We start from the raw sequence: 23,338 nt of genomic DNA, 5'->3' as shown, positions 1-23,338 counted from the left end.
TTCGATCGTTCTTAAGCTGTATGCAGCGCGGCGGCACCGACCCATTCGGGGCGCTCGGCGCCTTGCAGCTCTTCCACCGCATCGGCGGCAAAGCTCGGCACGACACCGGTCCACAACAGTGCGCCATCGGGATTGGAATGGCCGTCGCCCTCGAGCTTGTAGATGCTTTCGACGATATACTGGCCGTCATTGTTCAGGCCCTTGATCTCGGAAATCTCGATCACCCGGCGCCGGCCGGTGCGCTTGAAGCGGGCGATCTGCACGACGACGTCGACCGCCGAGGCGATCTGGGCGCGCAGCGGCCGAAGCGGCATGTCGATATCCGACATCAGCGCCAACGTTTCCAGCCGGTGCAGGGAATCATAGGGCGTGTTCGCATGCACCGTCGAAAGGCTGCCGCTGTGACCCGAGGTCATCGCCTGGATCATATCGAGCGCCTCGCCGCCGCGGCACTCGCCGACGATGATCCGGTCGGGCCGCATGCGCAGCGACGAGCGGAACAGGTCGCGGATGCTGGCGCCGCCGCGGCCGAAACGGTCGGGCTTGGTCACTTCGAGATAGACCACGTGTTCCTTGCGGATTTGCAGTTCCGACGTGTCCTCGATGACGATGACGCGCTCGTGGTCGGCAAAGGCTTCCGACAGCGCGTTCAGCATCGTCGTCTTGCCGGTGCCGGTGCCGCCGGAGATGATGACGTTCTTCTGCAGCCCGACGGCCGCCTGCAGCAGTGACAGCGATTGCTCGGTCAGGCTGCCCTGGGTGACGAGATCGTGGATGCTGCGATGTTCTTTCAGAAAGCGGCGGATGGAGATGCAAAGCCCGGTGCGGGACGCGGGCGGCTGGATCATCTGCACGCGCGAACCATCCGGTAGCCGCGCCTCGACGCTCGGTTCCTCCGGCGTCAGCCGCTTGCCTGAGAACTGTGCGATGCTGCGCGCGGCCGATTCCAAATCCTCACGACTGGCGAAACGCGTATCGGCGCGTTCGAGCTTGCCTCGCCTTTCGACGAAGATGTCGGATGTGCCGTTGATCAGGATTTCGGACACGCTCGGATCATCGAGGAGAAAACGGATCGGCCCGAGCAGCTTGTCCAGCGCCCGGGTCAGGACCTGGAAGGTCGCCTGTTCGGCAGCGTCGTCGGAAACGGCCTTCATTAGAGCGGCATCCCGACCAGGACCGTGCTCATGCCGAACAGCGTCGCCATCATCTGAACCGCGGTCGGAAAGAACATCATCAATGGAATGAGGACCAATCCAAGTATTAAGATGCTGCTCATCGTTTCCATCGTTCTCTCTCCGGATCGACTGGCGGGCGATACCCACCATTTGACGAAAGCTTAATCCAGATCGCCAAATAACGCCATGGCCGGCCCCCGCGGAGGCAGTCATTATGATCGCCACGCGCCGTTTCTTCTATCGCTTTGAAAGAATTGACCAATTATGGAGCAGTAGACGAGGCCTCGCTGGGTCGTCAAAAACTTCGTATCCGCAGGTAAAAATGCAGCCGCTTCAAAAGCTTAGTTAAAATAATTGGGCGTCAACTGCGATTTTGCAGCCGATGCCTCCAAGACAATTGGAACCCTTCGTTTCGTTTGCTTGACGGAGGGCTGGCCTTAGGCGCACTCTTGGGTCTTAATGGTGTTGCTCAACAAACGTTGGCCGCCGGGGAAGAAAAGCTGAAGCAGAAAATATCATTGGATCGAGCAACATGCTCGTTCGGATCGATAGCGTATGCTTGGTTCATCTTCACCACGGCTTCGAACCGAAACAAACCTGGGAATGAGGAGTAATCACATGTTTGGTAAACTCAAGACTCTCGCAATTGCACTTCACAAGGACGAACGCGGCGACATGGCCCAGATCGTCCTGGCCGTCGCCCTGATCGTCATTCCGCTGATGCTGATCCTGCTCGCATTCGGCAAACAGATCGGCGAATGGTTCAACGAAAAGAACACGGCGCTCTCGGATGCCGAGAGAATTCCTGAGCCGGGTCAATAAGCGGGTCGGGATCATGGATACGACCTATGATCTGACCCTGATGCCTGCGGCGGCGGCTCTTGCCGTCGCCTGCGCCATGACCGCGGCGGTGCTCGACCATCGCCACGGTCATATCCCGAACGCCGTCACCTATCCCTGCCTGCTTGGCGGGTTCATGTTGGCGGCAGTCAGCGGCGGTCTCGCAGGGATAGGGCTTGCCTTCGCGGGCCTCCTTGCAGCCGGCCTGATCTTCATCATCGCCTTCGCAGCCGGAAGCTGCGGCGGCGGCGACGTCAAGCTGATGGCGGCGCTCGGCGCCATTCTTGGCCTCTGGCCCGCCATCGACGTCACACTTGCATCGCTGATGGCCGGCGGCGTGATCGCCGTTTTCTCCATGGCGCGGCGTGTTCAGTGGGGCGTGCTGGCCCGAACGGTCGGACTGTTTGCGCTTCTCCTGCCTGCCGGTTTCCGCGATGCCGCTTCGGTGCTGAAGCCGCGTGAAACCCATCATACCGTCCGCTTCGGCGTTGCGGCTGCTCTCGGACTTCTCTGGTGCCTTTTCATGCCCGATTTCACCCCTCTTTCACTCGTGAGGTAACGGCAATGCGCGCGGAACTCGAACGCCCCATCTTCGACGGTGCCTTCTGGAGTTCGATCCTGCACTCGCGGACCTTCTGGGTCCCTCAGGATCACGGCGCGCTCCTCGGTACCTTTACGATCGCCATGATGCTGCTTGCCTCGATGCTGCTACTGCCGCGGCTTTCCGCCCGCCGGCGCCGGATATCGGAGCTGCACGGCGATATCTCCGGCAGCACGACGATGATGGATTTCGTGCTTGTGACACCGGTCTTCGTCTTCTTCATGTTCGTGGTCTTCCAGTTCACGATCCTGGCCAAGAACCACCTCTTCACCCATTATGCCGCCTATGCGGCGGCCCGCAGCGCCCGCGTCTATTTCTGCCCGGCTTTTCCGATCACGCTTAGAAGCATCATCGACGTCAAGACCTGCGATGACGACGCTGCCGCCGGCAAGGCCGATCTTGCCGCCCGCCTGGCGCTGATCCCGGCTGCCCCTTACGACCAGCTGAGATGCGTCGGCGCCTGCCAGCCGCCCGAAGACGCGCTGAAGAGCCTTGCCGATGCCTCGGGCCTTTCGAAGAACTGGCGGGCGATGCGCAACCAGGCCCGCTACATGTTCGATCCGCAGAACGTCACGGTGACCGTCGACCGCGCGCCGATGGCGCTCTATGCCGCCATCAACCGCTCGCCGCATGTGCCGGTCACCGCCAAGGTGGAAGCGCGCTTCCTGCTGCTTGAATATGCCGGCTGGGTCTTTGCCCGCGGCCAGAGGAAGGACGGCCGCTACTACACGATCTCGACGGCGGAGGTGAACCTGCTATGACACCGACCCTTATCAAGCGCCTGCACCGCGACGAACGCGGCTTCCTGTCACCGATCATTCTCTACATGACGATCGCGCTCGCCCTGATGATCGTCTGGATCCTGAATACGGGACAGATGATCTACGACAAGCAGCGCACGCAAGACACGGCCGACGCTGCTGCTCTCGTCCATGCCGACTGGGAAGCCCGCTATCTCAACATCATGGCGATGAACAACGTCGCCTCGTCGCAGGCAACGGTCGTCATGGCGACGTCAGTGGCCTTCCAGCTGACGACGGCGGAGCTGGCCCTGCGCTCTACCGCCATTCTGGCAAAACTCGCCCAATATTCTTTCACCGAAGGCTTGGGCCCGGCGTCGCTGCTGCCGCCGATGCCGCCGATGCCCCATTGCCCGGGCTGGCAGAAGGTCCCGATCGTCGGCGGCATCATCTACGGTGCTTGCCTGGCGTTCCAGGGGGTCCGGGCGATAGGAGCCACCAAAGCGCTTGCGTATACGGTAAAAGCACAGCTCGATTATGATCCATGGGGCCTTATCGAAAAGTCCAGCGACATCATCGACGCGATGAACGACCTCAACGACTACCTTGTCGAGAGCTTTCCGCAGCGGGTCGGCAACGAAGCCCTGCATCTGGTGCGCCTGAACAAGTCGGATCATGTCGTCTTCCATCCGCCGTGCGAGTCCTGCAACAACGCCGGAGAGGGCGCCGGGGGCAACCTGCCGGTCGATCGCGACGGCATCAATCCCGCCTCGGCCTATGCTGAAATGTGCCTCGCCATGACCTATGGCACCCAGGGGCAGGACCCGTTCCTCATGCGCGGCGAGTTTGCCAATCGCGGCTTCCCCAACGGCAAAGGTCCGTTGACCGCAGGTGGGGTCGACGGCAGCCATATCCGCGACTGGGTCAATCACGAGAGCGGCATCGACGATGCTTTAGTGGACTTCTACATCTTTTATGAAGCCTTCGGCCCGGCCTATCTGAGCAAGATCCCGTTCAAGGCGATCATCGAGCAATTTGGCGATCTCAGCTGGTGGCAGGAACTGCTGCTCGATGGCAGCTTCTTTATCGCCGAGGAATTCTTCGGCATCGAATTCGGCATCGTGAACCCCTTTCAGCTGCCGATCGACAAGCCACCGCGCTATTCCGACAAGCAGACAAAGGACGAGAACGATTTCACCCGCAAGTTCGACACGATCTGGAATGGGGTCTGCAGCCCGGCGGGCGCTGCGATTTCGATGGCAGGCGCACTGCCCGTCGTGTCCTTCCCGAAGCCTTACTGGCTGAAGGGACGCACACCTTTCAACTTCACGCCCTTTGGTGGCGAGCAGCTCGACGATTACCAGACGCTGGCGATCGTTTCCCGCGCCCCGCGCGCCCGGCTGCAGATCCGCATCTTCAAGGATAAGACGCCGTCCGCCTATGCGCTCGCGCAGAGCTGGGTCCACAATTACACGGCCTTCGACCTCTACACCCAGGACTGGCTCGCATCGCTTGCGCCTGCCACGCTTGCCGACGATATCGGCGAGGTTTCGAACACCATCAAGCAGAGCCCGGCGGCCGATAGTTTCACCGGCCTGACCCGCGTCTTCGACCGAGGAGGAGCCAATGCCTGGGCTGCCGTCAACACACACTGAGCCAATGAGCGGTCCTCCCGGCCGCGGGCTGCTGATGCGGCTGCACCGCGACAGGCGCGGGCTCGCCTCGATTGAATTCGTGCTCGCCGCGCCGGTCATCCTGCTGATCGTGATTTTCGTCATCCACGCGAACAAGATTTCCACCAAGAAGGTCGGAACAATGGTGGCGATGCGCAACGCCGCCTTCGCCGAGGCGAATGGGCTGGACTGCACGTCGGATTTCTCGAACGCCTTCCCGATCCCGGCTTTGCCGGCACTGCCCGGACGCGACGCCATGAGCTGCTCGCGCACGCCATCGCATGAAGGCGGCGGCGACCCTCAGCGCAGCTTTGTCTGGGACGACGTGCAGAATACCCTCGAGAGCGATGGCCGCCAGTTCGGCGATATGGTCGGCGACCTCGCCAATGAAAAGCCGCAGCTCGTCACAGCGACGGCCGACCGGGTCTACAAGTTCAGGGATTCCGACGATCTCGATACGATCAGGAGCATCCGCTGGAAGGACGCGTTCACGGTCGACGATTCCACGCTGTTTGCCTCGCACAACAACGATACCACGCGCCGCGGCTACGATCCGACGCTGCGCCGGGAGATTCGCGGCGTGGCTAGCGATTCCGGCGATCTCTTCGATGGCGTCTTTCCGGGAGCGAAATAAGATGAGACAGGGTTCACGCATCTCCTTTCGTCTCGTCGGCCATCTCGCTGGTTTGGTGCTCGTCTTCGGGCTCGCCGCCGCCATGGCCACACCTGTTCGCGCCGAGATCTACAAGGATTTGAGGGTGACGCTAAATTCGATGCTGGCCAGTATCGTCGGCGCGCCGGAGCGGGCGCCGCGCGATCTCGTCATCAACGGCCAACCGCTGGAGTTCACGCCCTACCAGAGCGATCGCAGCATTTCCGATATTACCGACGAGTGGCTGCGGGTGCTGGCCGTCAATACAAGGCCTGCCCTGCCGAAAAGCAACGACAAGGAAGAGCTGACTGCCGTGATCGCCGCCAACATGCTGATCGTCCCGAAGACGAGCCGCATCCGCGACGATCTCGCCGTGGTGGTGCGGTTCTTCGATGGCGACGGCGAGGCAGCCCTCGACTATCTCCGCCGGCAGGACCCTGAAAATCCTTCGGCAAGAGCGCCGATCCCAGGCGTCTCGATCATGATCCGCCGTCCCGCCGATGCGCCGAGGACCGAGGTGCTGATGAGCCGCTTCGAGGATGTCGCCTCGACGTTGCCGGCCTTCGCGGCTCCGGCCGATATCAACAAGCTGCCGATGTCGCTGCGTCCGCCGGCCGGTGTCGAGGTGCTGAGCGATATCGGCGATCGCGACAAGGGCCACACGTCGCGCACGGTCGTGTCGAAAGGCACGCTGTCGGCCTCGCGCTGGTCCGATCAGCGCGCCGATCTGCTTGCCCGCGACGGCTTCACCATCGAGACGCCGCCGGCGCAGCGCGGCGGGGTCACTGCCCTTTATGGTCGGCGCGGCAGCGTCGAGGCCAATGTTCTCTACACGCGCAGCAAGACCGACGGCCGGACCGTCGAAGTCATTCAAATCAGGCAACCCTTCGTAGGGGGAATAACACCATGAACTGGAAGCTCATCGCGGCTGTCATCGTCGGGCTCATCACCGGCGTTCTGCTCTATTTCTGGACCGAGAGCGTCAAGAACGAGCAGACGGCCTATGCCTTCATGCGGCTCCAGCCCGACAGGAAGGTCACACGAGGACAGGCGATTACGCCCGACATGCTCGCCGAACCGGTGATGCTGCCGGAAAGCTTCGGGGCGCTCGCCAAGCTCGCGGTTCCCGCTGCCAGCGCCTATCAGGAATGGCTGAAGGACAGGACGGCTGCGAGCGACATTCCGGCCGGTTCGGTGCTGCTCTTCCAGTATTTCGACGATACCGACGGTGGACGCCTGACGACGATGATCGCGCCGGGTAAACGGGCGCTGACCCTCCCCGTCAACGCAGCCGCGGCCGTCGGCCATTTCGTCGAGCCGGGCAGCTATGTCGATATCCTCGGCACGGTCGACGAACCGGTCGAGCCCGTGGCGCCGGCCGCCTCGACCCAGCCGGGAGCGCCCGGCCAGCCCGCTGCCGTGCCAGGTCAGCCCGCCGTCCCGGGTCAGGCGCCGGCCACAGCCGGACAGCCGCAGGCTCCAGCCCAGCCGCAGTCGCCGGTCGAGCAGATGCTGAAGAACTATCTCACCCAATATCCAGGCGCCGACGAGAACGACGTCAACGCCTACCGCAAGCAGGCGCAGGACTACAAACTCGGCATAAGCTCGCGCACCCGTGTCGTCACCCGCACCTTCCTGCAGAATGTCAAGGTTCTGGCCGTCGGCGCGGCGACGACGGCGGAGGGCGCGGTCACCAAGGCCAACAGCACCTACAACAATGTGACCGTCGAAGTGACGCCGTCGGAAGCCGAAATGCTGATTTTTGCCATGGGCCAGTCGAACGGCAGCCTGAACCTCGTGCTGCGCAATCCGGCCGACAATACCGTCGAGGACCTGCCGAGCATCAACTGGACGCGCATGTGACCGCCGCGGGGGAATGAGCCATGCTGTTGAAGATTTCCTATGAGGACGGCAGCGGTCGGGAGGTCATCCCGCTCTCGGCGAACGAGACCTATTTCGTTGGCGAAAGCAGCACGCTGACGCTGCCCGCCGGAGCGGGTGTCGTGCGCCTGCGCGGCAGCCACGTCTCCTCGCCGCAATTCGTGCTGCGGAAGTCGGGCCAGGGTTGGTCGGTGCAGCATCACGGCCGCAACCCGACGCGCGTCGACGATCAGCCGCTTCGGGCCGGCATGCCGGTTGCGGTCTCGGCCGGCATGTCGATCTGGGTGCCGAACGTCACCATTGAGCTTGTTGAACCAGCCGCGGCCGCCGAAGTGGTCACGCAATTTCCCGATCAGGAACGTGTGCTCGCCCTGCAGATGGAAATTCACGAACGCCTGCTGAAGGACACGCAATATGACCGGCTGGTGAAATCCGCCGATTTCGGCCGCGAGGAGACGCGCGGCCGCATCCGCGAACGCCTCGACATGTTCATTAAGGAGGCGCTCGACGCTGCACCGCAGGATCTCGTCATCCTTGTCATCAAGAACGCCGTCTATCGATGGCTGGCCAAACGCATTGCCCGCACGGGGCGGCGCGACGCCTCGTCGAATGCCGCAAGCCTGTCGCGCGAGGAGCAGGACAATCGCCGCCTCTTCGACGTCGGCAAGGCGCTGATTTCGGCGCTGCAGCTCAAGCTGAACTTCGAATCCACCCGCTCGGACTTCGCCCAGCTCGACACCCGTTTCAGCGCCGCCTTCCAGTCCCGGCAGGCTCTTTTCAACGCCGGCGACCGCTATGAGATCGCCCATATGCACCTGCGCTCCAGCATCGAGGAGCTGATGTATCGCTGGGGGACGATCTCCGAGCTGATGGATCTCGACGTCATCTCGGAAATCATGGTGACGCGCTATGACGAGATCTACGTCGAAAAATTCGGCCTGCTGGAGCGTTATCCTTTTGCCTTCGCCAATGAACGGCAGCTGATGAAGGTGATCGAGCGCATCGCCGTCGATTCCAACCGCTCGATCAACGAGAGCGAGGCGATGGCCGACTTCCGCATGCCGGATGGTTCGCGCGTCAACGCCGTCATTCCGCCGCTGGCAGTCAAGGGCGCCTGCCTGACCATCCGCAAGTTCGGCGGCAAGTCGCGGCTCGACATCAGCAAGCTGGTGACCGCCGGCGCGCTCAGCGAGCCGATGCGCGCCTTCCTCGAGGCGGCCGTCCGCTCCCGCAAGAACATCGTCGTCTCCGGCGGCACCGGCTCCGGCAAGACGACGCTCTTGAACAGCCTGTCGCAATTCATCCCGATCGGCGAGCGCGTCGTTGCCGTCGAGGACACGTCGGAACTGCAGCTTGACGGCATCCATGTCGTCTATCTGCAATCGCGGCCGAAGACGGCGGAATCCGAGACCAGCGTCACCATCCGCGACCTCGTGCGCAACGCGCTGCGCATGCGTCCCGACCGCATCATCGTCGGCGAGTGCCGCGGCGCCGAGGCGATCGACATGCTGCAGGCGATGAACACCGGCCATGCCGGCTCGATGACGACGGCGCATGCCAACACGCCGCAGGACATGATGACCCGCCTGGAGGTGATGGTGCTGCAGGGCCAGAGTTCGCTGCCTGTCATGGCGATCCGCCAGCAGATCGTTGCCGCCGTCGAGCTCGTCGTGCAGTTGAACCGCCTGGCGAACGGGCGGCGCGCCGTGACCGAAATATCGGAGGTGATCGGCATCGATCCGGATACCGGCCTCATCATCGTCGAGCCGATCTTCAATCTCGTCGGCCGCGCCGGTGGCCAGGCCGTGCATGCCTTCACCGGCTACCTGCCGAGCTTCGTCGCCGAGCTCGTCGAGTTCAACGACGACGGCGAGATCGAGAAACTGGATATGTTCGTCTGAGGGGGAAGCGATGAATATCAGCATTCTGCAGATTTTTACGGTCGCCCTCGGCGCTGTGACGGCGGGACTGCTCGTCTGGGGCGCGCCGGTGCGCTGGCCGGCGCCGCTGCTGCGCGCCACGGAGCGTGACATTGCGCTCGCCAGCGAGGCGGCGCAGGTCTTCGGGCGCGATGCCGTTCCGCCCTATACGATGATCCTCGCCTACGGCATCACGGCGATCGTCGTCTTCATCGTGATCTCGCTGATCTTCGGGCCGATCTTCGGTTTCGTCGTCGCCATCCCGGTCGCCTTCTTCCTGCCCAAGGGCTTGATCCGTTATTTCCTGCAGCGGCGCTGGCTGCAGATCGAATCGCAGCTTCCCTATGCCGTCGACCAGATCGTCTCGGCGGTGCGCACCGGCAAGCCGCTTGCCGTCGCCGTCAATGCGGTGGCCGATACCGGCCAGATGCCCGCTTCGCGCGAATTCGAGCGCATCGCCCGCGAACAGAAGCTTGGCATCGGCCTGGTCGAGGCGCTCGACCGCCACGGCCGCACTGTGCCGAGCCTGCACTTCAAGATGGTGGATGCGGCCCTCGGTCTCTTTGCCCGCCAGGGCGGCGACATTTCCGAGCCGCTGACGGAAATGTCGAAATCCTTCAAGGAAATCTGGAAGCTCGATCAGAAGATCACCACCTCGTCGTCGCAGGCGCGGATGAATTTCCGCGTCGTCAATGGCGGCGCGCTGTTCATGATCCTGCTGATCTTCTTCGGCCAGCCGGAACTGATCGACAAGGTGTTCGGCAACGCCATCGGCATCGTCATCGCGATCGTCGGCGCCATCCTCTATGCCACCGGTTTCTTCTGGATGCGCTCGATGATGAAGGTGTCGGTATGATGTCTCAGATACCCCTCGCCCCGATCGCCGTCGTCTTTGCCGGGATCACCGCTGCGCTGCTCGTCTGGTGGATCGGCGATCTGCTCGGCAGCATTCAGGTGGTGCGCCGGTCCGCCGGCGGCGATGGTCCGCCCCCGAACATTGTCGACAGCATCGGCATGCGCACGCCGGTCGAATTCGTGCTGACGCATTTCGAGCCGCTGCTGGCCGATTACGGCGCGCAGCTCGAGCAGAAGCTGATCTATGCCGGCCGGCCCTTCGGCGGCGTGACGGGACGGGAATATATCGCCCTTCTCGTCGTTTTGAGCCTGTTCGGTTTCGTCGTGCTCGGCCTGCTGTTCGGCATTGCCAGCGGCAGCGTGATCGGCGGGCTCGTGGCCGGCCTGATCCTCGGCCTGATCCCCGCCATCTATTTCTGGGTCGTCGCCGACGACAAGGCGCAGGATCGCAAGGAACGCATTTCGCGCGAATTTCCCTACTTTCTCGATCTCGTCGTCATGACGCAGCAGGCGCAGGCGACCCTGCCGGAAAGCCTGAGGCTTTATGCCGAGGCGGCACCCGGCACTGTCATGAGCGAGGAGATCGAACAGACGCTGAAGGACGTGGCGCTCGGCACCGGCATGATCGAGGCGCTGCAGCGCCTGGAGCGCCGCATGACCGCCGAGGAGGTAATCCGCGTCATCCGCGCCGTGATCCAGGGCGAAGTCGAGGGCAGCAACCGTGTGGAGCTGTTGCGCGAACATGCGCGCGACCTGCGCTTCCGCCGCTGGGAAAAGGCCGATAGGGCCAGTGAAAAGTTGAAGGCCAAGATCGTCATGCCGGCGATGATGATCGTCGTATCGATCCTTCTTCTGGTGCTGGCGCCTGCAATTGTCGAGATGATGTCGAGTGGGATGTTCTGATCATGGTCTTTTCCTTCTTTCGCGGAAACAAGCCTAGCCTTCTGCAGACCGGTCCCGGCGGCCAGAGCCGCAGCCATGTGCTCGACCGGCCCGAAATGTCGATCGGCCGGGCTGGCAATGCCGATATCGTCGTCGACGATCCGTTCCTGGCGCCGATCCATGCGCGCATCGAGCGGCAGAGCGACGGCGGCTTCATCATCCGCCGCATGGGGCTGAACCCGATCATGCTGCGCGGCGAAGCCCTGTTGCAGACGGCGTCGCTGAAGGCCGGCGACAGCTTCCGTCTCGGCAAGGACGTCGAATTCCAATTCGTCGTCAAGGCCGCCGCCAAGGAAGCGCCGAAGAAGGAGGCATCCAAGGCAAGTGACGACAAGCCGAAGAAGTCGCTCCTCAAGCAGCCGGCCTTCCTCGCCGGCATGGGGGTCGTCTATCTCGCCATCGTCGGCATCATCGGCTACGTGATCCTGTCCGACAGCGGCAGCTCCGACGGTGGCCCGACGGCAGAACGCATCAATGCGGAAGCCGCCCGCATTCCGACATGCATCAAGAACGCCCGGCGCATGCGCCAGGTTTCGGAAGCAAGCTTCAACGGGGCCGTCGGCGGCCGTGTCGGCAGGGACGGCGACGCAACCTATGCCGCCCTTTCGCTGGCGACCGAACCATCGGACGATGCCGCGCTGGCAAAGGCCGCCGAGCCGATCGTCGAGGCCTACAAGCGCACGGCGCTCGCAGCCCTTGCCTCGGAGAACCGCGGCAACAATACGCTGGCCCAGAGCCTCTACCAGCAGACCTACGATCTCGTTCCCGACGTCAACTGCTCAGCCGCGCGTTTTGCGCTGCAGCGGCGGGCTGCGGTGAAGCCGCCGGCGCGGCGTTGATCGCCGGTTTGATGGGCATTTGACCGGAAGGAGTGCTTCGAACCTAATGAGACGCTCTCTCGCCAAACAATAAGCCCAGCAATAGAAGGGAGCCGAAGGATAAAGCGCAACCTGTCTGGGCGATGGCGGCTGCCTTGCGCAATGAACGAAACTCTTCAGCGACGTAGTACCTGTCGAAGCGGTTGCGCTTGCGTGCTTGCCGTTCCCGCCAGCTGAGGCCCTGATCTTCCGGCTTATCTACCAGGCAGTCGGTCTTACAGAGCACCCTGATTATCACCCAGAAAGCGACGGCGAAGCTCACGGCAAATGCAACGAAGCAGGTAAAAGATATTAACTTCACGACGAGCGGTTGAACGACCATTCCCAGCACACCCCATGCATATAAGTGCGTACACCTCGAGGATCAGCCATCAGAACAAACCTGTCAATTTTCGCTCGCCACGCACTGCGACTTTTAACCTTGGCTAATCTACAGTCTTAGAGCTCAAGGCTAAACCGCACAGCGATGTCGGTCTCGGCGGGGTTTAGCCAAACCGATCCACCAGGAAATCGATCACTGTCCGCAACATCGCTGTCGGCCGACGGTTCGGCGCATAGATGAGGTACATCGGTACAGGCTTGTAGGACCATTCCGGCAGCACCTGCTCAAGCCGTCCTTCGGCGATATCGGCGGCGAGCAGCAGTTCCGGTTGAAGCGCAATTCCCGCGCCGTGGAGCGCAGCGATGCGCAGCGCCGCCCCCTGGTTGGTCGAGAATTTTCCGGAAATCAATACATCGCGCATTTCGCCTCTCGGTCCGACCAGGTGCCAGCGATCCTGCATGCGCCAATAGGAGTGGCCGAGGCAGAGATGGTTCGTCAGAGCCTCGGGCGAGGCCGGTCGGCCATGGCGGGCAAGATAGTCCGGCGAGGCAGCGAGAATCCGCCGGTAGGGCGTGAGCGGGCGGGCGACCATGCTGCTGTCCGAGAGCGGACCGATGTGGATGCCGAGCTCGAACCCCTCGCCGACGAGGTCATGGACATTGTTGTCGAGCGATAGCTCGATGCTGACGTCGGGATAGGCGTTCTGGTAATCGATCAGCGTCGGCACCAGGACCTGCGTCCCGAAGCTGACGGGTGCCACCAACCGAAGCCGGCCGCGCGGCGCCGATTGCAGCTCGCTCGCCGAAGCCTCGGCCAGCGCCACTTCGGAAAGGGCGCGCTTGCAACGCTCGTAATAGAGCTGGCCGACCTCTGTCAGCTGATGGCGTCGCGTGGTGCGATGGATCAGCTTCGCCCCGAGCCGGGTCTCAATGGTCTTGATGTGCTTGGCAACCATGGCAGGCGACACTTGCGCGATCTCCGCGGCGGCCGCGAAACTGCCATTGTCGATGACCCTGACGAACATCGCCATGCCGGCCAGCTTGTCCACGATTGCCTACCTGTTGGTTTCGAATGACGATACCAACAGCTTATTTATCAACCGGAGAATTTACAACATGGTCATCATGCCCGCGTCAAGACGACGGACATCGCCAACCTGACCAAGGAGACACCATGCCCATTCTTCACCTGCAGATGCATCCCGGCCGCACCGACGATCAGAAGCGCGCCTTCGCGCGCGAAGTGACCAAGGCCGCAGTCGAAACCCTGGCGTGCCCGCCGGAATCGCTGGAAATCCTGATAACGGAGATCGCCAAGGATTCCTGGGCGGTCGGTGGCAAGCTGAAATCTGAAGCCTGAGAGACGACCCGCAGTGTCGAAGGCTCGAGCTGCGGGACGACGCCGCCATGGTATCGGACAGGGAGCCGGCACGCGGCTCCCGTGCTGACCGGCGCGGACGATTGGTTGACTTTACTGGCTGCTGCAACTCCACCGCCCGCAAGCCTATGGCAGCCGACTTCGCCGGGGAATTTGCCTTTTGGTGCATCTGAGCCATGGCGGAGTTCGGCCCTGAACGGTCGTTGGTGAGGAGTTTAGTTGCTTCGCTCGGGGCTGAGATTAGGTGGAATACAAAGTACGCTTACTCCATTGCTAGCTCGAAAACTCAACGATTTTTCCACCAAGCTGATTTCGATCCTCGACGCCTTGTCTAGGATGAGCGTCTCGGGGGCGCCGTCACTCCCGGAACACGCCCTGCGGACGACCTTGATGACAGGGCCGTAGACGACCAGATAGCGGCCAAGGTCGACGCAATTGGGCTCTCCTGTAGTAATCGGATTACCGCTAGCATCACATCTCTCAGCATAAGGGAAATTTTTTGCTGTCATCGAAAGCCGAATGAGGGCTGCGCTCTGGCTGAACATTTCCCAGAAAATATATACGACGATAACGACAGAGGCGAAGAGGCCACTGAGTCTGAATAGACCAAGGGACAAACTAGGACCGGCTTCATCATCCTGCATTTTGTGCTTTTCTAGCTTTGGGACTAATGTCCGCGGCTTCTGGCGCAAACATGATGTCGAAAGCCGAGTAGCCCCTCGACATTCGGACTATCTTTGCGCGCTTGAGGGAAGGTCCGGTCGACGCTCTCCCATTCCCTGCCGGACGAGTGATAGAGTGGCGATACCCGCCTCATCGGCCGCACGCAGAAGTGCTTCCCGGAATTGTTCCGGGGCAATCTTCCCGCTCAATGCGTCGACGCAGGCTTTGACGGCAGCCACATATTCCTCGCCGTCATCGCAGGGCCAGTCGTTGATCAGGAGACGCGCCGCGTCGCCCAGCGTCCATACGATCTTGCGAGATGCCGGGCCTCGCAAAGCAAACCCAACCGGCGTGAATGCTGATGATGTGTTCCAGCACATTGTCCTCGACCCCTCAAGGCACGGATACCGCAGTCCCCACGTTCAATATACGCGCGTATTCTGAAATTTGGAATTGAAAAGTGTAGAGGTGTACGGCTTGAGCGCGAGCTGCCGGATGAAGAAGAAAGGGCGCTCTAGAACCTTATGTCGGAGCGCCCTGCGCTGCGTCGACAAGTGTTGCACTGATGTACGCATTCCGGGTTCACTTGCAGATTACCCCGCCCAAGTGTAAGCACGGTTGGTCAGAGAGTGGCAGGCCCAAGACCTTTTCCACTTTCTAGGCCACCTCCTCATCGCGTTCCCTGATTGGCAAGGCATCATAGTAAAACAGGCGATTGTAGCCCGAGACATCCGCTTGAGGTCGAATTCGAACTTTTGATCGGCGAAAAATCGGCGCGAGATATTCTTGATGTAGACACTCAGGGACGCCGCATCGACGAACATGTAGTTTATAGCTGAAGGGCCCGTGGATCCTGTGCTCCGTACATGCTTTCTCACGAATGGTTGTCGCCAGCCAGCTATCGGCGAGCGGAGAAATGGGTCAAACGCGAGGCTTAATCCGTTCCGGTACATTGTAACCTTGAACGGTGATGGTGATCTCCCTGTTCGCATCATCCTTGTGCCCGAACAGATAGGTCCAACTACTTTCCGATCGCTTCCTGACCAGCTTTTTGAAGTTCGGGTGGCTCCGGCTAGCCTCGTCAATTTTCGCAAGAACGCCGCTAAAATCTTTGTTTCTATTGAAAACGAGAACGGCTGCCTTCGTGTCTCGCCAGCTTAGATAGGAAAGCACCTGATCCAAAGTTTCAAGGTAGCCCTTTTCACCAGTCCAAAACTTGCACTCGCCAATGAAAATGTTTTTTCCATCAACTTTGATGAGAATGTCGGATTTTCCCTCGTAGTTGAAAGTCTCGCCAGTCGCGTTGCCTGCAAAATGCCCGTTGAGTTGCACCAGAAAGTGGGTCCTCAAGCTTTCCTCATCGATTTCTCTGAAGGCGCCCGGACTCTGCTCCATCACACCGACCATGTTTTCCATAACCGACAGGATATGCTCGTAGTCTTCGCCGGCAAGGATTGGCTCGGGCTTATAAGGTTCGCGAGAAGCGAGAGGTTTGGCGGTGGTAGGTCGAATGTTCCTGCGAACTGACGGAGCCGCGAACGTCGGACTTGCGCCGGGACGCTCCTTCATTTTGAACCCTAATCCTGCGACCAGAGATTTGTCCTTAAGCAGTTTCTCTTTTCGACGCTCAATCGCCTGCATAGCCAAGCTTTCCAGGCTGGCATTGTAGGACTTTGCGTCGTTCGCGAGCCAACCAAGGTGCTCGTTTGACCTTGCCCCGTTGAAATAATCCATTTTGAAGTAAGCTCTGGCCCATTGAGAGGACCAGAGGATGAAGCGCAATCGTTTCACAGACGAACAGATCATCGGCATATTGAAGGAGCACGAGGCAGGCACGCCGGTCTCGGAGCTTTGCCGCAAGCATGGCGTCAGCGATGCTAGCATCTATAAATGGAAGGCCAAGTTCGGCGGCATGGAGGTGTCCGAGGCCAAGCGGCTGAAGACGCTTGAGGACGAGAACACGAAGCTGAAACGGCTTCTGGCGGATGCGATGCTCGACAATGCTGCCTTGAAAGACCTTTTGGGAAAGAAGTGGTGACGCCCGCGGCCAAGCGGAAAGCTGTTGCGCATCTGATGAGCCATCATGGGATGAGCGAACGGCGGGCGTGTAAAGCCATTGGTTTTTGCCGAATGACGGTCCGTTATGAGACCAGGCGCGACGATGATCATGAGCTTCGCGAGCGAATGAAGGCGTTGGCGCATGAACGTCGCCGCTTCGGATATCGACGCATTCATGTGCTGCTCCGGCGGGAGGGTCACCTCGTGAACCACAAGAGGCTCTTCCGGCTCTATCGGGAGGAGAAACTGACGGTGCGCAAGCGCGGCGGTCGCAAGCGAGCGATAGGCACGCGAGCGCCGATGCTGGTGCCGATGGTGGCCAATGATCGCTGGTCGCTAGACTTCGTGTCGGATCAGTTCACCGATGGGCGCAGGTTGCGGATTCTGACCGTCGTCGATGATTGCACGAGGGAGTGCCTGGCGCTCGTCGCCGATACATCGCTTTCCGGTCTTCGCGTCGCACGGGAGCTTGACCGGATTATCGAGGTGCGCGGCAAGCCGAGGATGATCGTCAGCGACAACGGCAGCGAGTTCACCAGCAACGCGATCCTGCAATGGGCGGACCGGACCAAGGTTGACTGGCATTACATCGCGCCTGGAAAACCGATCCAGAACGCTTTTATCGAAAGCTTCAACGGGCGGCTGCGAGACGAGTTCTTGAATGAAACTCTGTTCTCGTCGCTTGCTCATGCCCGGTCTGCGCTTTCAAACTGGCGTAGCGATTATAACGATCAACGCCCGCATTCAGGCCTTGGCTGGCTGACACCGGCCGAATTCGCTCAGACACTCAACCCGCGACGTGATGCGGTGCTGCGCAGCCGAAATGGCTCCGCACCGCAACCCGCCGCTACCGAACCAACAACAGCAACCAAAAACCGCTGGAGCGAACTCAAAACTGGATAAAACTTGGGGGCAAGGTCACTCTCAGAGAAGAGGTGCTCGATAAACTTCTCTTGCCTGCTTAGCAGTCCACCAATTCGGCCGCGCTAAGCCGAAGACGAATTTGCTTATTCTATGTCAGTGATATCGCTGAGTGTTTGAAGCAGCGGAAGGAAGTTCGAGCAATCGACCTTGCCCCGGTTCGCTCGGATGACTTTGGTAGCAAACTCGCCCTTACCATATTCGTCCGGACCGAGCTTCTCCCCCTTCTTCTGCATTATTTTGAAAGATTTTGTGCCCAGCTTCTCCTTCATCCATTTAGGCGGAAAGAGTTTTTCGATGTAGAAGTCTTTCTTTCCGGCACTTGGAATGGGCACAACGTAGAGGTTCTTTCCAACGTGGTAATATGGTTGAGATCCGTCGATGACCCCTTTGGATCCGATCGCCTCCTTGATATACGACCACATGCCCGCGCTCTGGTTGTCGTTATCAACGATGATGATGACCGGCTTTGTCGCCTCCACCTTGTGAAGTTTTTCAAAGCGATCTAGGTGATAAGCGGCAAACTTCGGTAGATCGCCTCCACCACCGGCGAGATCAAGCAGATCGCCTGCCATGTCAGTGTGGCGGAGGAAATCAACGTGCCAGTGGTCGCCCTTCGAGGTCTTGGTAAGCGGCGAAACATTAAGAAGTTTAGCGACCTTGGGATCCGTGATGTTCCATCGGATTGCTTCCTTCAGATATATATAATCCGTCTTTCCTTCGCAGATCACGAGGGGCTTCGGATTGGTGTGAATGCGGTGGTAATGAAAGAAGTCCCGCATTAGCCTAAGATAGTGAGGAGCCGGATGGCTCTTCGTGAAGCTTCGTATAGCCGCATGATCGGACTGGCGGCCTTTGATATCGTGAACATGACAGAGCATGCCCCATATCTGATGCGAACTAAGCTCCTTCTCCGGAAGCTTCAAAATTGCTGGCGCCTCAGCCTTGCCGGCGGTCATCATTGCGTGCGCACAGAACCGAACACCCTTGTAGTAGTGTCGGCCGACGTTGACCTTCCGGTTCACAGTCAGCCCCGTTGTCGACTGCCGCTGATCTCCGAACTGCATTCGAACTTTCTTGGCATTGAGCTTAAAGCCGCTAGACGTGACGGCTTTTTCAAGCGAGGAACCCGCAATCCAGCCACCTGCATCCGCTAATCCGATTTGTTCGGGAAACTCCGGAAGATTGGTGGAGAACGTTATGTCATCTGCATACCGCGAATAGGTGCAACGATGCTTTCTGGCGATTGCCTGAAGGCGGTAGTCCAGCGCTTGGCTTATAAGCTCCGAAATGATGGGGGAAGACGGGGCACCTTGCGGCAAAGCGTTATCAAAGCACGCGGTCTGAGCCAAAACGGTGGCCACGGTGTCGTTTAATGCGAAGTGCTTGTTCTTAACGAAATACCCTCGAACCCTGCCGAAATTGAAACTCGGAAAAAAGTCCTCCAAGTCGGCATTAAAAACATGCCGTTTCCCCGTATGACGGAAAGCATTCGTGTAAATGGATAGGTCGCGTTTTTTTTGAAACCCATGGGAAATCGCGCGTGCCGGAAACTCAGGCTTCCCGTGTATATCAAAATAGCATTGATAGAGAAGTCGGCTTAGGCGGGACTGAATAAATTTCAGGTTCTTATTGGGAGCATTGATCAAGCGGCTTGAGCCGTCTTTCTTTGGGACCTGGAAAATATGGTATTTAACGCCAGGGTCAGTTTTATAAATCTGTTTGGAAAGAAATTTCGGCTCCACATCTAAAAGAAATGCGACACCTGAAAGATCGATGCAGGATTTTAGCTCCTTCAAGCCGTAACGATAGATTTTCTTTGTCATAGATTGGCGATCCGCAAGCACTCTTTCGTCGTCACACGGTTATTAACCGTCAGTCTTAAGGTGCGTAGGGAAAATCCCTCTGTACGCTCTTTATAGCCGCCACAATGCATGGCGGAAAAATCTGCCTGCGGATCTAAGCCTTGCGTAACGAGCGTGTTCGCGATTCGCAAGTGGCTTCACAACCAGCGCGATAAAACCAAAAATAGTTACAAGGTTTCCGCACAGCAATCATCGAGAGCTGTTATAGCGGCTATGCCAATGGAAGCCTCGACAATTGGAATCTCCGAGCTTTAAAGGTAGATGACCCCGCCGAACCTAGCTTTGCGAGGGAGCCGTTAACTTTCCCTTTTCGGTTGCGACGCTTCTGTCGCTCACCGCAATTCGGCGGTGACACGGAAGATGCCGCCGGCCGAGGCGTCGGAGCAGACGACGAAGGTCGAGCCCTCCTGCGCCATGAAGGCGACATTGCCGCCGGCCTCGCAGGGGGTGGCGCTCCATTGCAGGATGATATCGCCGTTATCGGGCAACTTTTCCGGCATGATCTTCGCCGCACTTGCCATCCATTCCGTCGCCGACGGCAGGTGGACGGGCGCGTTCAGCTGCTTCGACAGCCAGGCGGTATAGTTTTGCGCCACGGCAAGCGGCACGTCGTCGGCCGGCTGCTGCGGATTGTCGGCATAGGCCTGTGCTGCGGCGGGATCGGAATTGGCGGTGTAATATTCCGCCATCTCCGCACGCGTGACCGCCTTCGTCTGCATGCAGAAGGACTTGTCGATCTTCACGGCGCCATTGGCAACGCCGAGCATGCCGCCGAGCTCCTTCATCGACGAGGTCATCAGCCGGACATTGTCCAGCGAATAACTTCCCGCCGGGACGGTCTCGAAGGCAAGGGTCTGCGAAACCGGGCAGAAGCCGCGCGCCGACAGCGCCTCGAGATCGGCCAGGATCGGCTGGTAGGCAACGACCGCGAGCTTATAGGCCTCGGCGGTGTAACGGCCGTCGGCCTCGCCGATCTTCGGAGCGAGTGCAGCAAGCGTCGGCTCGGCGGCACCGGCACGGGTTGCAATGGAGGCGCTGAGATCGGTGACTTTCTGCTTCAGCGCCGTCGCCTCATCCTTCGCCGCCATGACATCGGCGATGACGGCGTCGAACAGTTTGGCGGCGTCGCCATAGCCTGTGGTCGCGGCCGGCATCTGCCATTGTTCGGCCTTGGCCTTGGCCTCGGTCATCAGGCCGCTCGCTTTGGCGACGTCGGGGCTATCGCCGGCGCCGATGCGATTGACGGTTTCGCGCTTTGCCGCCGCGTCCTTCTCGGCGGCCGTCAGCGCGGTCAGCGCCTTGGCGAGATCGTCAAACGTCGCTTTCGACTCGTCGTAGGCGCCGACCGCAGCATGCATCTGCTTTGCGGTGGCGGCATCGGCAGCAGTCTTCATCTTGGCGTCGGCCTCGGCAAAACCTGGCGCCTTGTCGCCGCCGGCGGCCGAAGCGGCAGCCTTCGCCTTCTCGGCATTCTCCTTCGAGATGCCGATTAGCGCATTGCCGAGATTGATGGCGGCCGTCTGGAAGCCCGGAAGCGCCTTTTCGTAATCTTCATCCTTGAGCAGGGCATCGGCCGATGTGAGCGCCGAGGCGCCGGTGTCGTAGGAGAGCTTTGCCTGGTCGCTAGCCGGGCGTTCCGGCGCCTTGGCGGCGATCGCCTTCTGCTTGCGGCTTTCGGCCTCCTTCTTCCATGTGCCGACATCGGCGACGAGTTTCGGATCCGGGCGGAGCAGCTTCGGGATGGTAACGGCACCGACGCCGATGCAGATCAGCAGCAGTGCTGCGATCATCGAGATTTTGACCGGCGTCCATTTTTTCGGCTTCGGGGCGTCCTGCTGCTGCGGCATGCCGCCGCGCGGGTCCCACGACATCGGCTGGATGCCCGTCGTCACCCGGGCGAATTCGCCCAGCGCGTCGGCGCCCGTGCGCGGTCGCGCGCTCGGGTCGCGGCTCAGCATCCTTTCCACCAGGCTTGCAAGACCTTCTGTAAAGCCGGGGATCAGCACGTCGAGGCGGGGAAAGATGTTGGAAGGGTCGAGATGGATGTTCTTCCAGCTCTGCTCGCGCTGGTGCTCGTCTTCCCAGACCATGACGCTGTCAAAGACACTGGCATAGGTCTGTCGCGGCAGGAAAAGCTTGTAGGCGATCATGCCCATGGCGTAGATGTCGAGCGCAGCGGAGGCGGAAAAAGTACCGCTGGCATAGATCTCCGGCGCGCCGAATTCCGGCACATAGGGCGGGATGATGTGCTCGCCGATCTTCGAGATCAGGTGCAGGTTGCCGATCCGCACCGACAGGCCGGAATAATCCTCGGAGACGTAGATGCACTGGTCCGTCAGGGCATTGTGAGCGTAACCGGCGCCGTGCAGCGTCGCCAGGCCCTCGAGGATGTGGCGGCCGATCTCGACGGCGCGCTCGTAAGCCACCATTTCGGTTTCGTCGAGATATTGGTGCAGCGTTTTCGACGGGCGCTTCTCGACGATATAGAAATTGTCGTCTTCCGGCGATGGCGGGATGAGGTCCTCGATTTCGACGAAGCGCCGGGCCGTCAGCGATTTGGCCTCGTTGATGGAGGTCCAGACCCGCTCGAAACGAGCCTTGTCCAGTTTCAGCGCCATATCGGGCGCGACGATGAAGACCGCATGGTCCATCCGCTTGTCCTGGGCCGGATAGACGATGAACTCGTTCTCATAGACCGGCTCGCCGATCGTGTAGCGGGCGATCAGATCACTTCTCATGCACTTGTCCCCCTGCATTCATTGTATTCAGGAAACCGAATTCTATTCGCCTGCCAGTAATGGATCGCCGATCAGGCCTGCGGCGAGCAGCAGGCCAGTTCTTGTATCGCGAAGCGCGAAGGCAAAACGGGCATCGGCCACGACGCGAATAAGCTTCGGATCGATGCTGCGTTCCGTGATGACAGCCGTGGCTGCTGCCGCCTCCGTGCCGTTTTCGTCAACCTTGATCATCGTCTTCTGAAGGACGCGCGACAAGCGGATGTTTTCCTTGGTGAAACCGGGGAAACCCGCATCCTTGGCCTTCTCGGGCGCCACTCCCATCGCATTGAGTATCGGCATCAAATCACGCCCGTCGTTCAGGGAAAAGCGGGGCAGGAAGATTTCGCCCTTGGCGGCTTCGAATTTTTCCCCTTGCAGCCAGGAAGCGAGCGCCTTCAGGTCCGCGCCGGCCACACCCTTGCCGGAGCGCGCCGCCACCACGACCATGCTGTAGCTCTCGCTGGCATAGGCAAGGTCGACGGCGGTGAATTTCTCGTCGGAGCGGAATTTCTGGCCATCGCCGGCAAGATGCATCATCGGCACCGAAACCGTCGAGCCATCCGGGCGCTGAAAGGGGCTTGCCGGGCTCTCCTTGTCGAAGGATGTCTTCCAGCGCGCCTTGAAGGAAAGTGCGCCGAGGCTGACGAAGCCGCCGCCGGGCGGTGCGTCCAGGATGACAGGAATGGCGCCTCGCGTTGCCTGTTTGACCCAGCCGTTGATGTGCTCGACCGATTTCGGCCCGTCGAGATCCTCGATCGAGGGCTTGATCCGGTGGCCGGCGAGCATGGAGAGCGCATCGGGGACGAGCACCAGCCTGTCGTCGAAGACGATCGCGACCGCCGTCGCCAAAGGCGCATCCGCCGCTGCGGGCTTCTCGGGGGTCATGGCGTCGAGCACCGTCTCCAGTCCCTTCACTTCGCCGCCGAAGCCGAGGCTTTTGGCGATCGACGCCTTGCCCTCTTCGGAGGCGCCGAGGCCTGCGAGACCGAGGGCGGCGGCAAGGCTTGCCGGCGACACCATGATATTGGCGGCACCCTCCTTTGCCAGCGTACGGTCGATAAGTTCGGCGGCAAGCCCGGCTTGTGCTGCAAGCATCGCCTTGCTGTCGCCGGAGCTGCCGGCATGGGCGGCCGGGGCAAGCGCCATCAGGGAAGCGGCAAGGCCCGCCAGCAGAGTGGATTTCGGCATGGTTCGCTCCT

General features: G+C 60.4%; 22 protein-coding genes. 13 read left to right on the top strand and 9 right to left on the bottom strand.

From position 1 onward, the window contains the following. Positions 1-11: 11 nt before the first annotated feature. Both G9X67_RS04515 and G9X67_RS35265 read right to left on the bottom strand, forming a co-directional pair. Positions 12-1,154 (bottom strand): ATPase, T2SS/T4P/T4SS family, encoded by a 1,143-nt coding sequence (locus G9X67_RS04515; RefSeq protein WP_246705360.1) that lies wholly within the window; start codon positions 1,152-1,154, stop codon positions 12-14. After that, positions 1,154-1,276 carry a hypothetical protein gene (locus G9X67_RS35265; protein WP_260060310.1) on the bottom strand — a complete coding sequence of 41 codons (123 nt, stop codon included), beginning with the start codon at positions 1,274-1,276 and terminating at the stop codon, positions 1,154-1,156. Before G9X67_RS35265 ends, G9X67_RS04515 begins: the two co-directional genes overlap by 1 nt. Before the next feature lie 517 nt (positions 1,277-1,793). Between G9X67_RS35265 and G9X67_RS04510 the strand changes: the two genes are divergently transcribed. Genes G9X67_RS04510 through G9X67_RS04460 form a run of 11 tightly spaced genes read left to right on the top strand, consistent with a single transcriptional unit; the run spans position 1,794 to position 12,117 of the window. Then, positions 1,794-1,997, top strand: coding sequence for a hypothetical protein (locus G9X67_RS04510; protein ID WP_003548168.1), 204 nt, complete (start codon positions 1,794-1,796; stop codon positions 1,995-1,997). Between the two features lie 13 nt (positions 1,998-2,010). Beyond that, positions 2,011-2,574 carry an A24 family peptidase gene (locus tag G9X67_RS04505; protein ID WP_171598222.1) on the top strand — a complete coding sequence of 188 codons (564 nt, stop codon included), beginning with the start codon at positions 2,011-2,013 and terminating at the stop codon, positions 2,572-2,574. 5 nt (positions 2,575-2,579) lie between these two features. Continuing rightward, positions 2,580-3,377 (top strand): TadE/TadG family type IV pilus assembly protein, encoded by a 798-nt coding sequence (locus G9X67_RS04500; protein WP_171598221.1) that lies wholly within the window; start codon positions 2,580-2,582, stop codon positions 3,375-3,377. Next, a complete protein-coding gene (locus G9X67_RS04495; RefSeq protein ID WP_171598219.1) occupies positions 3,374-5,011 on the top strand; it encodes a Tad domain-containing protein in 1,638 nt (545 codons plus the stop codon). The genes G9X67_RS04500 and G9X67_RS04495 overlap by 4 nt, the downstream gene beginning before the upstream one ends. Then, positions 4,983-5,663, top strand: coding sequence for a pilus assembly protein (locus tag G9X67_RS04490; protein WP_171598217.1), 681 nt, complete (start codon positions 4,983-4,985; stop codon positions 5,661-5,663). The genes G9X67_RS04495 and G9X67_RS04490 overlap by 29 nt, the downstream gene beginning before the upstream one ends. 1 nt (position 5,664) lies before the next feature. Then, a complete protein-coding gene (locus G9X67_RS04485) occupies positions 5,665-6,591 on the top strand; it encodes a hypothetical protein (RefSeq protein WP_171598215.1) in 927 nt (308 codons plus the stop codon). Further along, a complete protein-coding gene (locus G9X67_RS04480) occupies positions 6,588-7,544 on the top strand; it encodes an RcpC/CpaB family pilus assembly protein (protein ID WP_171598213.1) in 957 nt (318 codons plus the stop codon). The genes G9X67_RS04485 and G9X67_RS04480 overlap by 4 nt, the downstream gene beginning before the upstream one ends. Positions 7,545-7,564: 20 nt before the next feature. Then, positions 7,565-9,463 (top strand): ATPase, T2SS/T4P/T4SS family, encoded by a 1,899-nt coding sequence (locus G9X67_RS04475; RefSeq protein WP_171598211.1) that lies wholly within the window; start codon positions 7,565-7,567, stop codon positions 9,461-9,463. Between the two features lie 10 nt (positions 9,464-9,473). Continuing rightward, positions 9,474-10,337: a type II secretion system F family protein gene (locus G9X67_RS04470; RefSeq protein WP_171598210.1), complete on the top strand. Its 864-nt coding sequence runs from the start codon at positions 9,474-9,476 to the stop codon at positions 10,335-10,337. Continuing rightward, positions 10,334-11,239 (top strand): type II secretion system F family protein, encoded by a 906-nt coding sequence (locus G9X67_RS04465; protein WP_029872055.1) that lies wholly within the window; start codon positions 10,334-10,336, stop codon positions 11,237-11,239. Before G9X67_RS04470 ends, G9X67_RS04465 begins: the two co-directional genes overlap by 4 nt. Before the next feature lie 2 nt (positions 11,240-11,241). Continuing rightward, entirely contained in the window at positions 11,242-12,117 is an 876-nt protein-coding gene (locus G9X67_RS04460) for an FHA domain-containing protein (protein WP_171598208.1), read from the top strand. A 43-nt stretch (positions 12,118-12,160) separates the two neighbouring features. On the opposite strand, the gene G9X67_RS04455 is transcribed toward G9X67_RS04460, so the two are convergent. Together G9X67_RS04455 and G9X67_RS04450 are read right to left on the bottom strand one after the other, a co-directional pair. Then, the gene (locus G9X67_RS04455; RefSeq protein ID WP_171598207.1) at positions 12,161-12,478 is read right to left on the bottom strand and encodes a hypothetical protein; all 318 of its coding nucleotides are present in this window, start codon (positions 12,476-12,478) and stop codon (positions 12,161-12,163) included. Between the two features lie 163 nt (positions 12,479-12,641). Next, the gene (locus tag G9X67_RS04450; RefSeq protein ID WP_171598206.1) at positions 12,642-13,526 is read right to left on the bottom strand and encodes a LysR substrate-binding domain-containing protein; all 885 of its coding nucleotides are present in this window, start codon (positions 13,524-13,526) and stop codon (positions 12,642-12,644) included. Positions 13,527-13,549: 23 nt separating this feature from the next. Between G9X67_RS04450 and G9X67_RS35260 the strand changes: the two genes are divergently transcribed. Further along, complete coding sequence (locus tag G9X67_RS35260) at positions 13,550-13,837, top strand: 4-oxalocrotonate tautomerase (protein ID WP_281412502.1); 288 nt, start codon at positions 13,550-13,552, stop codon at positions 13,835-13,837. 749 nt (positions 13,838-14,586) lie between these two features. Here G9X67_RS35260 and G9X67_RS04440 read toward each other — a convergent pair. Continuing rightward, a complete protein-coding gene (locus tag G9X67_RS04440; RefSeq protein ID WP_112908772.1) occupies positions 14,587-14,898 on the bottom strand; it encodes a DUF982 domain-containing protein in 312 nt (103 codons plus the stop codon). 541 nt (positions 14,899-15,439) lie between these two features. Further along, positions 15,440-16,252 (bottom strand): hypothetical protein, encoded by an 813-nt coding sequence (locus G9X67_RS04435; RefSeq protein WP_246705359.1) that lies wholly within the window; start codon positions 16,250-16,252, stop codon positions 15,440-15,442. A gap of 37 nt (positions 16,253-16,289) precedes the next feature. Between G9X67_RS04435 and G9X67_RS04430 the strand changes: the two genes are divergently transcribed. Then, positions 16,290-17,479, top strand: a protein-coding gene (locus G9X67_RS04430) for an IS3-like element ISRle4 family transposase (protein WP_127431705.1) whose coding sequence is annotated in 2 segments (ribosomal slippage) — positions 16,290-16,539 and positions 16,539-17,479 — 1,191 coding nt in all. Because the reading frame shifts where the segments join, the coding sequence is not laid out codon by codon here. Positions 17,480-17,583: 104 nt separating this feature from the next. On the opposite strand, the gene G9X67_RS04425 is transcribed toward G9X67_RS04430, so the two are convergent. The 3 genes from G9X67_RS04425 to G9X67_RS04415 all read right to left on the bottom strand — a co-directional run bounded on the left by G9X67_RS04425 (position 17,584) and on the right by G9X67_RS04415 (position 23,327). Then, complete coding sequence (locus G9X67_RS04425) at positions 17,584-19,323, bottom strand: retron Ec67 family RNA-directed DNA polymerase/endonuclease (RefSeq protein WP_171598205.1); 1,740 nt, start codon at positions 19,321-19,323, stop codon at positions 17,584-17,586. A 371-nt stretch (positions 19,324-19,694) separates the two neighbouring features. After that, entirely contained in the window at positions 19,695-22,100 is a 2,406-nt protein-coding gene (locus G9X67_RS04420) for a serine/threonine protein kinase (RefSeq protein WP_171598204.1), read from the bottom strand. Between the two features lie 42 nt (positions 22,101-22,142). Continuing rightward, positions 22,143-23,327, bottom strand: coding sequence for a serpin family protein (locus G9X67_RS04415; RefSeq protein WP_171598203.1), 1,185 nt, complete (start codon positions 23,325-23,327; stop codon positions 22,143-22,145). Between the last annotated feature and the right edge of the window lie 11 nt (positions 23,328-23,338).

This window comes from Rhizobium sp. WYCCWR 11152 (assembly GCF_013087615.1).
In the GTDB taxonomy this organism is placed as follows: Bacteria; Pseudomonadota; Alphaproteobacteria; order Rhizobiales; family Rhizobiaceae; genus Rhizobium; species Rhizobium indicum.
Note: the sequence above shows the minus strand (reverse complement) of the source record. Positions and strands in the feature narration are given on the sequence as shown.